A 13,531-nucleotide genomic window follows, 5' to 3' on the forward strand; every position below is an offset into this window, starting at 1 on the left:
AGTTATTTTCTTTTCGATATTTGTGCCATAAGTTCAGCTTCAACCACTAATTTATTGTTTGAATACCCATATGCTTGCATATGAGCAATTCCTCTTCTTATTGGCGTTAACAATTCGCATTTGAATATCAATGTATCACCGGGTAATACTTTTTGCTTGAATTTAACATTATCAATCTTCATGAAATAAGTCAAATAATTTTCAGGGTCGGGTACGGTGCTCAATACTAAAATCCCTCCGCACTGTGCCATTGCTTCTATTTGTAATACTCCTGGCATTACGGGGGCTCCCGGGAAATGCCCTACAAAGAAATCTTCATTCATAGTCACATTTTTCATTCCAACTACATGTTTTTCAGACAATTCCAAAATGCGATCTACTAGTAGAAATGGCGGTCTATGTGGTAATATATCCATTATCTGGTGGATATTCATAAGCGGCTCGGCTGTTAAATCGTATTGCGGAACTTTATTTCTTTTTTCTGTTTTTATAATTTTTGCTAACTTCTTGGCAAACTGCGTATTTACAAGGTGTCCCGGTTTATTCGCTATTACCTTTCCCTTAATCCGAATACCTGTCAAGGCCAAGTCTCCAATTACGTCCAGCAATTTATGTCTTGCTGCTTCATTGGCCCAATGTAAGTTTAAATTATCTAAAATACCGTTAGGTTTTACTGAAATATTTTCTTTTTTAAATGCTTTTTTTAGTCTTTGCATTGTTTCTTCCGATAATTCTTTATCTACATATACAATTGCATTCTTTAAGTCACCTCCTTTTATGAGATCATTTTCCAGTAGCATTTCTATTTCGTGTAAGAAGCTAAATGTTCTTGCGGCAGCTATTTCTTTTTTAAAATCGGAAATGGTATTTAAAGTAGCATTTTGTGTTCCTAATATTTTTGTGCCAAAATCTACCATTGTTGTTACCTGATACTCGTCCGACGGCATTAATATGATTTCACTCCCTGTAAAATCGTCTCTATAAGAGATAATATCTTTTACAATGTATTCCTCTATCTCTGTTTCCTGTTCACGGACACCGGCTTTTTCCAAAGCTTCTACAAAATATTTTGAAGAACCATCCATAATCGGTGGCTCAGATGCATTTATTTCAATTAAGAGATTGTCTATATCCAAACCAACTGCTGCAGCTAAAACATGTTCTGATGTTTGAATTGGCACACCGTTTTTCTCCAAATTAGTACCTCTTTGTGTGTTGATAACATATTCTGCTTTTGCTTCTATGGTGGGAAGCTCTTCCAAATCAACTCTTACAAAAGCATAGCCATGATTTTCAGGTGCCGGTTTAAAGGTTAGTGTTACATGATTTCCCGTATGCAAACCTACGCCCGATAAACTGATTTCTTTTTGTATTGTTTTCTGTTTCTTACTCATAACTTTTCGTTTTTTAGCTGTAGTTCTTTTTGCATTTTATTAATTGACGCTGCAATTTTAGGTAAATTTCTAAAATAGACATAGGATTTGTTAAAATCCGAATACCCAAATGCGGGTGTTCCCTGGACAATTTCATTGTCTTTTAAATTTTTTGTAATTCCGGATTGTGCTTGTATTCTTATATTATTTCCTAAAGTTAAATGGCCGACAATTCCTACCTGACCGCCGATCATACAGTTGCTTCCAATTTTGGTTGACCCTGCAACTCCTGTTTGAGCGGCTATTATAGTATTTTTCCCAATTTCCACGTTGTGCGCGATTTGAATTTGATTGTCTAGTTTTACACCTTCTCTGATAATGGTAGCACCTAAAGTTGCTCGGTCTATAGTTGACCCGGAGCCAATATCCACATGATCTTCTATAATTACATTTCCTGTTTGTGGGACTGCTTTGTATTCCCCTTTTTCATTGGGTATAAAGCCAAAGCCGTCAGAACCAATCACACAATTTGCATGTATGGTACAATGGTTACCTATTTGAGTTTCCGAATATATTTTTACGCCCGAAAAAATAGTGCAGTTATCACCTATGGTTACATTATCTGCTATATATGTATTTGGATAAATTTTGACATTATCACCAATAGATACATTATCACCTATGTAAGTAAAAGCACCAATATATTCATTGATCCCTATTTTTGTAGATGCTGATAAAAAATACGGTTTTTCTCTTCCGGATTTGTTTTTTTTCACCTCATTATAAAATTCTAATAATTTAGAAAAAGATTCATATGCATTGTCTACTTTAATTAAGGTAGCTGTAACATCTTTTTCTAATTCCATCGATTTATTTATAATGATTACAGAAGCATTTGTACTATATAAATATTGATTGTATTTAGGGTTTGATAAAAAGGTGAGCGTTCCTTTTTCGCCTTCTTCTATTTTGGAAAGTTTCGATACCTCTTCTTCAGGATTACCTACTACTACTCCTTCTAAAATGCCTGCGATCTGTTGAGCTGTAAATTTCATCTATTGCAAAAGTATAAAAAAACTTAAAATTAGGTCAAAGCCTCTTAATCCTATACCAAAAATTGTATTTTCTGTTCTTTTTCCTGCCCTTTTTTCTAAGGTAACTAACTATATTTTTCAAAAACTGCTTTAAGAACCAAAAAATAGTCAAAAAATTTGTAGTTTCCATTCTGTGTTAACAGCGTTTCATAGCATTTTTTTTGGATAGCAAACAAAATACTTAACTACCGGTTCGGTAAGGGCCTGTAGGTTTAACTGATTTGAAGATGTTATGATATCTTCCGGTTTCCCCTTTTCATTTATGATTTTTACAGGTTGTTTTTTATCATAAGCTAAATTTGAGATTTTTCCTGAAAAAACAAAATATTTTGCTTCATCATCACTCATGCCATATGTTTTTTTCAGTACTCTGATTTTTGTATCCAAAACTTCTTTTTTAATGGGATTATTTTTCATCTCTATTTTTAGAAATTTTCTATAAAAAATCATTTTTGATAGTATAGACAATACCCTGTCCGGATGATTCAGCCACATTTTTATTGCAAAAAACACATCCACATCATCTAATTTAGAAAACTCTTGTAGTACTTCCCGTGTAAAGTTTATGGTTGAAATTTTAGTAGTAAGAAAAAAATCTAATGAACTGTAAACTTTTACATGTTCTCCCCTTTCTGTTAATTCTCTCGCTCTTTGAAATAATTTTATGATCATATTTTCTGCTACCAAACTGGTTTTATGCAAATATACCTGCCAGTACATTAATCTTCTGGCGACTATAAATTTTTCTACTGAGTAGATTGCCTTTGCTTCTACTACCAATTCATCATTTACAACATCCATCATAGCAATTATACGATCCGAACTAATATTACCTTCGACAACTCCGGTATAAAAACTATCTCTTTTTAAATAATCCAATCTATCAATATCTAACTGACTTGAAATTAATTGATGTAAAAACGTTCTGTGATACGTATTGATAAAAAGTTGAATGGCTATCTCTAACTTTCCATCAAAAATGGTATTAAATTCTTCCATGAACATTAGGGAAATTTTCTCATGTGAAATCCCGTTAACTATACTTCGTTCTAAAGCATGAGAAAATGGACCATGCCCTATGTCATGAAGCAAAATAGCAATGTACAATGCGTTTTCTTCTTCATCGGAAATTTTAACTCCCTTCACACGTAAAATACTGACAACTTTTTGCATTAAATTTACGCAACCTATTGCGTGGTGAAATCTGGTATGATTTGCTCCCGGATATACCATATTTGATAAACCCATTTGAGTAATTCTCCTTAATCTTTGAAAGTACGGATGTTCTATCATATCAAAAATTAAGGTATTAGGAATTCTGATAAATCCGTAAACAGGATCGTTGAGCAATTTCAATTTATGATACGTATGTGTTTTCAAAAACCGGCTTTTATTGGGATATTGCGCAAACTAAATGTAATTTCATAACAAAACCAAATAATGCTATTTTTAATTTGCATTATTTTGATGGTAAAATGATCTTTTTGATTGAATATTGAAGGATTGAAGGGGTAAAAAGTTTCCTAAATGGAATTAATGATTCTTCTTAATATTAAACCTTTACACTTTTATTTCTTTTTAAAAATAATATTATTTTTAGAGTGTTTAGAGGAGCCTACTCTATAATTTTCCGACTTTGAAAAAAAATATCCTCATATATTTGGATATTAAGAATTATTTTTATAGGTTTGACTTGATAAACGAAATAAAAGGGCTATGGCTTAAAAAAATTGAAAGCAGTTAAATTTTAATAACCCCCATACCTTTTCAGACGTCTTGTTTTGTTGTACGATTTTTAACACCGCCTTTTTTTGAATAAAACAAAAAGGCATAAACCGGGCAGTACATAAATATTTATTGTTCCGGTATGAAACAGAGGCATACTAAGAAATGTCTGTAAAAAAATATCCGGTAGTTGTGGTTTATATGAAACACAGCAAAACCGGTGCGTATTAACTAATTTAAACAATTTTAAATCATGAAAATGAAAAAAACTTCATGTATCAAAATCGGGGTCTTCGTCTTTAGTCTATCTTTGTTCTTATGGAACTGTATCCGAGAAGACTTTATGAATCCTCAAAACACCGTTACCTCTAACAAGCTCAAGTATTCCTTAACGAAAATAACTTACCGGGAACTACTTGCAGACAAGGAAATAAAACCCTCTTTACCTCTGATTGAAAGACGATTTTCTAAGCACTCGCTACAAAGCATCTACAGCAGAAGTGCTACTGAGGTTGCAGCAGGCCTCACCATTTTTACCGATGAGATTAACAGAATTGTCATAGACGATGTCATTACCTGGACATTTCAGACAGAAAGCCCTGTTTTGGAAACTTCTGATTTTGAAAACTTTTTGGTAAAAAAACACAATGGTGTGTTTACCTATTTTTTGGTTTCCTATGAGTTCACTGACCTTACCGATTCCGAAACATTGTATGAAAAAGCCACTTCGTATGTGATTTCCGAAGAATACCTAAGCCTGGAAGGCCTCAACCTGTCTTCCAGAGATGCTTTTGATTGGGTTTTTCCGAATGACGGTGGTGGTACGGGTAGCGGTCCTTGTGACGGTATTTTGGTATATGACCGGTGTAATTTGGGAGGCAATGCGGACGGACACTGGCCGGTTTTGCAAAACGATGGGTTTACCTATTGTAGCGGTAGTCCGCTGTTATATATAGATTTTTCACACTGTGAGAACTACGGTGTTCCGGATCCTCCTGTGGGAGACCCGCCGGGAGGAGATGATGGCTCCGGAGGAGATCAGCTTATTGGAGGTGGAGGTAGCGGAGGAGGAAGCTCCGGTGGTGATGGAGATACAACGCTTACGGCTCCTGTTGAGTTGGCAGACCCCAGATGTCCTGAGGGAAGTGGAAAGGTGATGGTAGACGGTGTTTGTGTATGTCCACCACATACCAATAAAGTGGAAGATTCGGACGGAAATTGTGTATGCCCGGAAGGTAAGATAGAGAATTATCAGGGAGTATGTGTAGACAAATGTGAAACGACCAAAGATGATCTAAAAAAGGTATTTACGGATACCGATGAAGATATTTTAGAAGAAATAGCAGATGCTATTAACAAACACGGAAAAGACTACGGTATTGATACTGATGAAAAACTACAACACTTTCTGGCACAAGCCGGACATGAAAGTAGTTTTGCTCCCGCAGGAAAAGACGAGTTTGAAGCTTTTGAAGAAAACCTGAATTACAGGTGGGCCAAGCTAGGAACTAAGGATTACTGGGAAAAATACTTTAATACTGTTGCCAGTCCTACGGCAGATTCCACAAAAGCAAACCCCAACGATTATAAGCGAGATTCTACATCTATATATGTAAACAAACAAAAATTTGCAAATAGAGTGTATGATGATACTTACAGAAGCGCAAAAACTAAATTAGGAAACGTAAATACCGGAGATGGTTATAAATTCAGGGGACGCGGTATTTTTCAGCTAACAGGAAGGTATAATTACCGGCAGTTTACGACATACTATCAAAGCAGGTATGGTAGCACACTGGATTTTACTACCAATCCGGGCTTGGTTGCTTCTGATAAAGAAATTGCCGTAATTAGTGCTTTATGGTTCTTCAAAAATAAGGTAATGGGCAAAGTTTCTATAAATAATAATACATCGGTAAAAAAAGTTACTTACTATATTAATTCGAAACGTAAAGGATTACCGCATAGAAAAAGCCTATTTAATAAAACAAAAGATTCGATACAATGTAACTAAAATCAAAATCATGAAAACAAAAAAACAAATTTTAAAAATAACGGCAATAGGATTACTTTTTATTAGTACTGCAGGATTTTTATTTTTTCAGCAATCTACTTTAGTACAGGAAGAAAAACAACTAATTATAGGCATTTGGATTGAGGATAGCTCTCCTACAACGAGATTAGAATTTAAAGAGAATGGGGTGTGTTACTGGTATTTTGAAGGGGATCCAGCAGAAGAATATACTTATTCTATTAGTAGTGAATTTGCTCCTAATGGATCTGAACATACTTTTTTAAAATTAATTGCAATAAATAGCGATGTTATAGGGGTAGGAGAAACGGTGGAGTATGCTATAAATAGTCTGGGAGATGATAAAATGACTTTAGAATCAATTGGAGGATTTGGTGATAAGTTGACCTATTTTACCAAACAATAAAATTCAAGGGCAGTACAATTGTAATTAATTATGAAATATACTATGATCATATTATTGTCTTTTTGCGGTAATCTTTTCGGACAAATAAACAAAACAAAAGATACGATAATTCTAAAATTTGATGCAAATCAAAAATTTATGTACAAGCATGTTTTTTTTAACCCTTTGATTGTCAATAAAACAAAAGATAGTGCTTCCATTATTTATAGATATACGAAACCTTTAAAAAAAACAGTATCTAACCCTAAAACAAAAGTTCTTTTTCATTTATCTTTTCTTGTACAAGCTAAAAAAGAGATAGTACATATGAGAAATAAAATGTATCGTTATAAGGTGCTAAAAAAAGATATTACGTATTTAGAAAATAGATTGGTTCTAAATTATAATTTTTTTAAAAATAATGATGAGAAATATATTAGAGATTTTATATTTAGGAAAGAAAGAACTATTCTTATTTATGATATTAGCGAACCAAAAGAAAATGGAAAAATAGTTTTAAGAGAAGTGGGTAGTTTTCCATATGAGGAAATATAAACTGGAAAAAGTTTTATAAAGGTAATAAAAAATATCCTAATTTTTTTAGCCAATATTATCAGGAGATGATTTTTTGATAGTTATTAGCTGCCGGAATATACCTACAGAAAATAATTTTGCTTTTTTAGTATTTGAATTTGTCTAAAATAAAAACAGTTGTATATTTGCATCCGCTTTTAGCAGATAGATTTTCACTGTAAGCAAAAGTATAAAGAAGATATTTAAAGGTATATTGTAATGAGTAAAAGAACCTATCAGCCGTCCAAAAGGAAGAGAAGAAACAAGCATGGTTTTAGAGAAAGAATGGCTTCTGCTAACGGTAGAAAAGTATTGGCTCGCAGAAGAGCAAAAGGCAGAAAAAAAGTATCTGTTTCATCAGAACCAAGACCTAAAAAATAATGATTAACAATTGTTAATAATAAGGGTGTTGCTTTTTTAAGTAACACCTTTTTTTATACCTATGGAGAAATTATTTTTACAAAATCTAAATAAAAGTACTCTTAAACAGAGTTCAAAGTTTGAAAGTTTCAAGTAAAAAGTTTGTTCAACACTCTTATTAAGGCATTGAGAAAATAGCATTCTTTAAAAAAATAAAAGTTAAATAATACAAAATGCCTAAAAAAGAAGATCTAAAATCCATTTTAATAATCGGTTCGGGGCCTATTGTGATTGGTCAAGCCTGCGAATTTGATTATTCCGGCTCACAATCGTTGCGCTCCCTGAGAGAAGACGGAATTGAAACTATTTTAATTAATTCCAATCCTGCAACTATTATGACTGATCCTTCAATGGCAGATCATGTATACTTATTGCCATTGACCACAAAATCAATTATCAAAGTATTAAAAGAACATCCGCAAATTGATGCGGTTTTGCCAACTATGGGAGGCCAGACAGCTTTAAACTTATGTATTGAAGCTGATGAAAAAGGAATTTGGGAAGATTTTAATGTAAAACTGATAGGCGTTGATATCAATGCAATTAATATTACGGAAGATAGAGAACAGTTCCGTGAACTCATGAATACAATTGGAGTTGCTATGGCCCCGCAAGCAACGGCAACCTCTTTTTTGAAAGGAAAAGAAATTGCGCAAGAATTTGGATTTCCATTGTGTATCAGAGCCTCTTATACCTTAGGTGGAGCCGGAGCGGCAATTGTCTATGAAGAAGAAGATTTTAATAAATTATTACGCAGAGGCCTGGAAATTTCTCCGATCCATGAAGTGATGATTGACAAGGCAATGACGGGCTGGAAAGAATATGAATTGGAATTACTGCGTGATAAGAATGACAATGTAGTCATTATTTGTTCTATTGAAAATATGGATCCGATGGGTATCCATACGGGAGACTCTATTACCGTAGCCCCGGCAATGACCCTGTCTGACAAAACATATCAGAAAATGCGCAATATGGCAATAAAAATGATGCGCAGTATTGGAGATTTTGAAGGAGGGTGTAATGTCCAGTTTGCGGTAAGCCCGGATGAAAAAGAAGATATTATCGCTATAGAAATTAACCCGCGTGTGTCCCGTTCGTCGGCATTGGCAAGTAAAGCTACCGGATACCCTATTGCAAAGGTTGCCACAAAATTAGCCATTGGCTATACTTTGGATGAATTAAGCAATCAAATTACGAAATCAACTTCAGCATTGTTTGAGCCGACATTAGACTATGTCATTGTAAAAATTCCACGTTGGAACTTTGATAAATTTGAAGGAGCTGACAGAACATTAGGGCTGCAAATGAAAGCAGTAGGGGAAGTGATGGGTATTGGACGCTCTTTTCAGGAAGCATTGCACAAAGCCACACAATCCCTGGAAATCAAGAGAAACGGACTAGGTGCCGACGGAAAAGGATATAAAGATTACAATCAGATTATAGATAAGCTAACCCATGCTTCCTGGGATCGCGTATTTGTAATTTATGACGCCATTCAGATGGGAATTCCGTTAAGCCAGATTTATGATATCACAAAAATCGATATGTGGTATTTGAAACAATATGAGGAATTGTTCCATTTGGAAAAAGAAATTTCTAAGTATCAGGTAGATACTATTGATAAAGGTTTACTACTTGAAGCAAAGCAAAAAGGGTATGGAGATCGTCAGATAGCTCATATGTTGGGTTGTTTGGAAAGCCAGGTATACAACAAGAGAGAAGAACTAAACATTCAACGTGTGTACAAACTGGTAGACACTTGCGCTGCAGAATTTACAGCAAAAACACCTTATTACTATTCTACCTTTGAAAATGTTATTGAAACCGCGTCGGGAAAAATATATTCGGACAATGAAAGTATTGTAAGCGATAAAAAGAAAATAGTGGTATTAGGCTCCGGGCCTAATAGAATTGGACAGGGAATTGAATTTGATTATTGTTGTGTCCACGGCGTTTTGGCCGCTTCCGAATGTGGCTATGAAACCATCATGATTAACTGTAACCCTGAGACCGTTTCTACGGATTTTGATATCGCAGATAAATTATATTTTGAACCGGTTTTTTGGGAGCATATTTACGATATCATTCGCCATGAAAAACCGGAAGGGGTGATTGTTCAACTGGGAGGGCAGACTGCCCTTAAATTAGCCGAAAAACTAGATCGCTACGGGATTAAGATCATCGGAACCGGCTATCAATCATTGGATTTGGCAGAAGATAGAGGCAATTTTTCAACCTTGCTGAAAGATAACCATATTCCATACCCGGAATTTGGTGTTGCCGAAACGGCAGATCAAGCACTGGAGTTGGCAGATCAGCTAAATTTCCCCATTTTGGTAAGACCTTCTTATGTTTTGGGAGGACAGGGAATGAAAATTGTTATCAATAAAGAAGAGTTGGTGGAGCATGTGGTTGACCTGTTACGAAAAATCCCCAATAATAAATTGCTGTTAGATCATTATCTGGATGGTGCCATTGAAGCGGAAGCAGATGCAATTTGTGATGGCGAAAATGTGCTTATTATTGGAATCATGGAACATATAGAACCCTGCGGGATTCACTCGGGAGATTCCAATGCAACCTTGCCGGCATTCAATCTGGGAGACTTGGTCATACAGCAAATCATAGATCATACCCACACCATTGCAAAAGCACTCCGTACGGTTGGATTGATAAATATTCAGTTTGCCATCAAAGATGAAGTAGTATATATCATTGAAGCCAATCCCAGAGCTTCCAGAACGGTACCTTTTATTGCAAAAGCGTATAAAGAACCTTATGTAAATTACGCCACTAAGATCATGTTGGGAGAGAATAAAGTAGCAGATTTTAATTTCAACCCGCAATTAGAAGGATATGCCATTAAACAACCTGTTTTTTCATTTAATAAATTTCCAAATGTCGATAAAACATTAGGGCCTGAAATGAAAAGCACAGGAGAAAGTATTCTATTTATCGATAGTTTACGTGATGATGAGTTTTATGAGTTATACTCAAAAAGAAAAATGTACCTGAGTAAATAAAAAACCTATATTTGTAGTAATAATGAGTTCCTGATTACGACCAAGCAAGAAGTAACTAAAATAATTAAATGAGACAATATTACTACAAAAAACGTATGGCTCTGATTTTTTGTTTTCTTATCACTTCTTTAGGAGTGCTAAGGTCGCAAGAACTTCCCATTTTTGATATTGCACGTAACGGTACACTCGAAGAATTAAAATCGGCTATTAAAGAAAACCCTAATAGTATAAATACAGAAAATGATACCGGTTATACTCCGTTGGCTTTAGCTTGTTATTATGGTAACAATGAGGTAGCCAAATATTTAATAGATCGTGTTCAGAATATTGATGCTACTAGCAATTATGGAACACCTTTGATGGCAGCAACTATTAAAAACAATAAAGAGTTAGTAACATTGCTCTTAAAAAAGGATGTCAACGTAAATATCTCTGATCCGAACGGAACTACAGCATTGCACTATGCCGTTATATTTAATTTTGAAGAAATAGCCGTATTACTGATAAAAGCACAAGCAGACACTACTCTAAAAGACAACAGAGGAAACTCTGCACTGGATTATGCAAAACTCTCGGGAAGACAAAAAATAATACAATTATTAAAACAGCAATAACATGAAACAAACACTATTTTCACTATTTTTAATTACAAGTACCGCAGTATTTTCTCAAACCTATACTACAGGGACAGTTGCGTTTGATTCAACTTTGTCAATGAATTTGGAGATTAATGGAACAACCGGCACGACTACTTTGACACTAACAGGGCCTTCCTTTAGATTAGCAAATAGAAATAATTACTTAAAATAAAAACATAATAGTTATGATGAAATTTCTTTTTTTGCTTCTTTTTTTCTTTGTTAATAACTCTTATTTTGTTGATAACCAAAAACACAAAAGAACGGAGTGAACTTTAGCGGCCAGCTAGCTTTTTAGAGCCATCCCCCGTATTAGTCTCCGTTCTTTTTAAAAGTTACTTAGAACCATATAGAATTTCAGTTTCTGCCCTTATTAAAGGTCTTAGTTTAAGTAACTATTATTAATATCTAATTACAAAATTATGAAAACAAATGAAATTATCGGAATCGATGTCAGTAAATTATTAATTGATGTTTGTATCTATTCTAAACAAATTGTTCAACAGTTTGAGAACAGTAAATCTGGATTTAAATTAATGCTAAAGTGGAGTTTTAAAAATTCGTCTTTCTCTAAAGAAGAAACCATGTTTGTATTTGAACATACAGGAATGTACTCTCATTTATTATCTGTGTCTTTAACTGAACAAAAATTATCTTTTTTCATAGCTTCTGGTTTAGAAATTAAAAGATCTATTGGTATTGCTCGTGGAAAGGATGACCAAATTGATGCCAAACGCATTGCTCTATATGGGTATCGATTAAAAGAAGAACTTAAACCCAGTAAGCTACCTAAAAGAAGTATATTACAACTAAAAAGTCTCTTATCTTTAAGGACAAAACTTAACAAACAAAGAGCTGGTTTTAAAGTTACTTTGAAAGAACAAAAAAGAATTTATAAAGCAAAAGAGTATAAAATAATCTTTGACGTTCAACAAAAAATGATTGCAGAACTAACCAAACAAATACACAAGATTAATACTCAAATGCAAGCTATTATTGACCAAAATATAATGTTAAAAGAAACCTATAAACTTGTTACTAGTGTTAAAGGTATAGGAATGCAAACTGCTATAATGATGATTGTGTTTACTGACAATTTTTCAAAATTTGAAAACTGGAGAAAGTTTGCCTCTTATTGTGGTGTTGCTCCTTTTCCTTACCAATCTGGAACTAGTATTAAAGGACGTACAAAAGTCTCTCATTTGGCTAATAAAAAATTGAAAGCAATTATTAATATGTGCGCTATTTCTGCTATACAACATAACCCAGAAATGAAATTATACTATCATAAAAGAATAAAACAAGGCAAAAGTAAAATGAGTACCGTTAACATTATTAGAAACAAATTAATAGCAAGAGTGTTTGCCGTTGTCAAACGACAAACACCCTATGTAGATACTTTTAAATTTGCTGCATAAATTAGTAAAAATAATATCTCAACTTTTACTTGTTTTTATCATAGAATACGGGAGGATGGTTTGGAGTTGGATTTGGAGGATTCAACATGTCTTCGGGGGCAGATGTGCTTATGACAGAAGATGGGACATCAGTCATAGATGCAAGAACAATTTCTCAATCAACACCACCGGCAGATGCCAGTCAGGATTGGACTCTGGTATCCAATACCGTTTCGGGAAGTTCAAGAACTATTATAGCAACAAGAGCAAACAATACCGGAGATTCAGATGATTTTGTCTTTAGTCCGACAGCAGGTTCAATAGGTATGATATGGGCTCATGATAACGTAAATAGTTTCAACTACCATAACAACAGAAGAGGAGCTACTACGGTTGGGGTCACCTTAGGAGTTGAAAGTAATAAGCTATTAAGCTTCGATATGTTTCCTAATCCGGCGACTGATGAAGTAACCATTCAATTACCTACCGGAACTGATAAGGCAGATGTTTCGATATATGATTATGTTGGAAGATTGATCCGCTCACGAGCAGCAACATCTTCAAACGCTAAGGTAGATGTTACGTATCTGTCTTCCGGAATGTATATTGTAAGAGTAGTAGCAAATGATAAGATAGGGATACAGCGATTCATTAAGAATTAAAAAATTCATCATACTGATGAAAAACCGATTGTAGCAAGGCGATCGGTTTTTTTATACCAGTTATTTCAAGTGATAAATGGTATTATGCCTTTTTTAAGTTAAATTTGTAATCAGTTTTCTTTTTAAAAGACTTTTGCAGAATTGATTTGGCAAAAAAAGTTCGACGCCCGAAGAAAATTTTCAACCGGAATAACCTATTGGTTTTG

Annotated in this window: 12 protein-coding genes; 9 read left to right on the forward strand and 3 right to left on the reverse strand. The window is 34.2% G+C overall.

Annotated features, from left to right (window positions below):
* Positions 1-2 precede the first annotated feature (2 nt).
* The 3 genes from GKR88_08430 to GKR88_08440 all read right to left on the reverse strand — a co-directional run bounded on the left by GKR88_08430 (position 3) and on the right by GKR88_08440 (position 3,760).
* Complete coding sequence (locus GKR88_08430; protein QMU64308.1) at positions 3-1,394, reverse strand: bifunctional UDP-3-O-[3-hydroxymyristoyl] N-acetylglucosamine deacetylase/3-hydroxyacyl-ACP dehydratase; 1,392 nt, start codon at positions 1,392-1,394, stop codon at positions 3-5.
* Positions 1,391-2,428 (reverse strand): UDP-3-O-(3-hydroxymyristoyl)glucosamine N-acyltransferase, encoded by a 1,038-nt coding sequence (gene lpxD / locus GKR88_08435; protein QMU64309.1) that lies wholly within the window; start codon positions 2,426-2,428, stop codon positions 1,391-1,393. Before lpxD ends, GKR88_08430 begins: the two co-directional genes overlap by 4 nt.
* A gap of 186 nt (positions 2,429-2,614) precedes the next feature.
* A complete protein-coding gene (locus tag GKR88_08440) occupies positions 2,615-3,760 on the reverse strand; it encodes an HD domain-containing protein (protein QMU66676.1) in 1,146 nt (381 codons plus the stop codon).
* Positions 3,761-4,445: 685 nt separating this feature from the next.
* Between GKR88_08440 and GKR88_08445 the strand changes: the two genes are divergently transcribed.
* From GKR88_08445 to GKR88_08485, 9 genes are all read left to right on the forward strand, one after another.
* Complete coding sequence (locus tag GKR88_08445; GenBank protein ID QMU64310.1) at positions 4,446-6,206, forward strand: hypothetical protein; 1,761 nt, start codon at positions 4,446-4,448, stop codon at positions 6,204-6,206.
* Positions 6,207-6,216: 10 nt separating this feature from the next.
* Positions 6,217-6,630: a hypothetical protein gene (locus GKR88_08450; GenBank protein ID QMU64311.1), complete on the forward strand. Its 414-nt coding sequence runs from the start codon at positions 6,217-6,219 to the stop codon at positions 6,628-6,630.
* A gap of 30 nt (positions 6,631-6,660) precedes the next feature.
* A complete protein-coding gene (locus GKR88_08455) occupies positions 6,661-7,164 on the forward strand; it encodes a hypothetical protein (GenBank protein ID QMU64312.1) in 504 nt (167 codons plus the stop codon).
* Positions 7,165-7,401: 237 nt separating this feature from the next.
* The gene (rpmH, locus tag GKR88_08460; GenBank protein ID QMU64313.1) at positions 7,402-7,563 is read left to right on the forward strand and encodes a 50S ribosomal protein L34; all 162 of its coding nucleotides are present in this window, start codon (positions 7,402-7,404) and stop codon (positions 7,561-7,563) included.
* 212 nt (positions 7,564-7,775) lie between these two features.
* The gene (gene carB / locus GKR88_08465; GenBank protein QMU64314.1) at positions 7,776-10,628 is read left to right on the forward strand and encodes a carbamoyl-phosphate synthase large subunit; all 2,853 of its coding nucleotides are present in this window, start codon (positions 7,776-7,778) and stop codon (positions 10,626-10,628) included.
* A 68-nt stretch (positions 10,629-10,696) separates the two neighbouring features.
* A complete protein-coding gene (locus tag GKR88_08470) occupies positions 10,697-11,242 on the forward strand; it encodes an ankyrin repeat domain-containing protein (GenBank protein QMU64315.1) in 546 nt (181 codons plus the stop codon).
* Position 11,243: 1 nt separating this feature from the next.
* On the forward strand, positions 11,244-11,438 hold the full coding sequence (locus tag GKR88_08475) for a hypothetical protein (protein QMU64316.1): 195 nt from the start codon (positions 11,244-11,246) through the stop codon (positions 11,436-11,438).
* Positions 11,439-11,688: 250 nt separating this feature from the next.
* Positions 11,689-12,684, forward strand: a complete 996-nt coding sequence (locus GKR88_08480; GenBank protein QMU64317.1) for a transposase — start codon at positions 11,689-11,691, stop codon at positions 12,682-12,684.
* 86 nt (positions 12,685-12,770) lie between these two features.
* Positions 12,771-13,325: a T9SS type A sorting domain-containing protein gene (locus GKR88_08485; protein ID QMU64318.1), complete on the forward strand. Its 555-nt coding sequence runs from the start codon at positions 12,771-12,773 to the stop codon at positions 13,323-13,325.
* The last annotated feature ends 206 nt before the right edge of the window (positions 13,326-13,531 follow it).

The sequence above is a fragment of the Flavobacteriaceae bacterium genome (assembly GCA_014075215.1).
GTDB lineage: Bacteria > Bacteroidota > Bacteroidia > Flavobacteriales > Flavobacteriaceae > Polaribacter.

Bases quoted from the DNA above. Each gene is read 5' to 3' on its own strand.
- GKR88_08430 (QMU64308.1), bottom strand. From the start codon at position 1,394: ATGAGTAAGAAACAGAAAACAATACAAAAAGAAATCAGTTTATCGGGC.
- GKR88_08450 (QMU64311.1), top strand. From the start codon at position 6,217: ATGAAAACAAAAAAACAAATTTTAAAAATAACGGCAATAGGATTACTT.
- GKR88_08470 (QMU64315.1), top strand. From the start codon at position 10,697: ATGAGACAATATTACTACAAAAAACGTATGGCTCTGATTTTTTGTTTT.
- rpmH (QMU64313.1), top strand. From the start codon at position 7,402: ATGAGTAAAAGAACCTATCAGCCGTCCAAAAGGAAGAGAAGAAACAAG.
- GKR88_08480 (QMU64317.1), top strand. From the start codon at position 11,689: ATGAAAACAAATGAAATTATCGGAATCGATGTCAGTAAATTATTAATT.
- GKR88_08455 (QMU64312.1), top strand. From the start codon at position 6,661: ATGAAATATACTATGATCATATTATTGTCTTTTTGCGGTAATCTTTTC.
- GKR88_08475 (QMU64316.1), top strand. From the start codon at position 11,244: ATGAAACAAACACTATTTTCACTATTTTTAATTACAAGTACCGCAGTA.
- lpxD (QMU64309.1), bottom strand. From the start codon at position 2,428: ATGAAATTTACAGCTCAACAGATCGCAGGCATTTTAGAAGGAGTAGTA.
- GKR88_08485 (QMU64318.1), top strand. From the start codon at position 12,771: ATGTCTTCGGGGGCAGATGTGCTTATGACAGAAGATGGGACATCAGTC.
- carB (QMU64314.1), top strand. From the start codon at position 7,776: ATGCCTAAAAAAGAAGATCTAAAATCCATTTTAATAATCGGTTCGGGG.
- GKR88_08440 (QMU66676.1), bottom strand. From the start codon at position 3,760: ATGATAGAACATCCGTACTTTCAAAGATTAAGGAGAATTACTCAAATG.
- GKR88_08445 (QMU64310.1), top strand. From the start codon at position 4,446: ATGAAAATGAAAAAAACTTCATGTATCAAAATCGGGGTCTTCGTCTTT.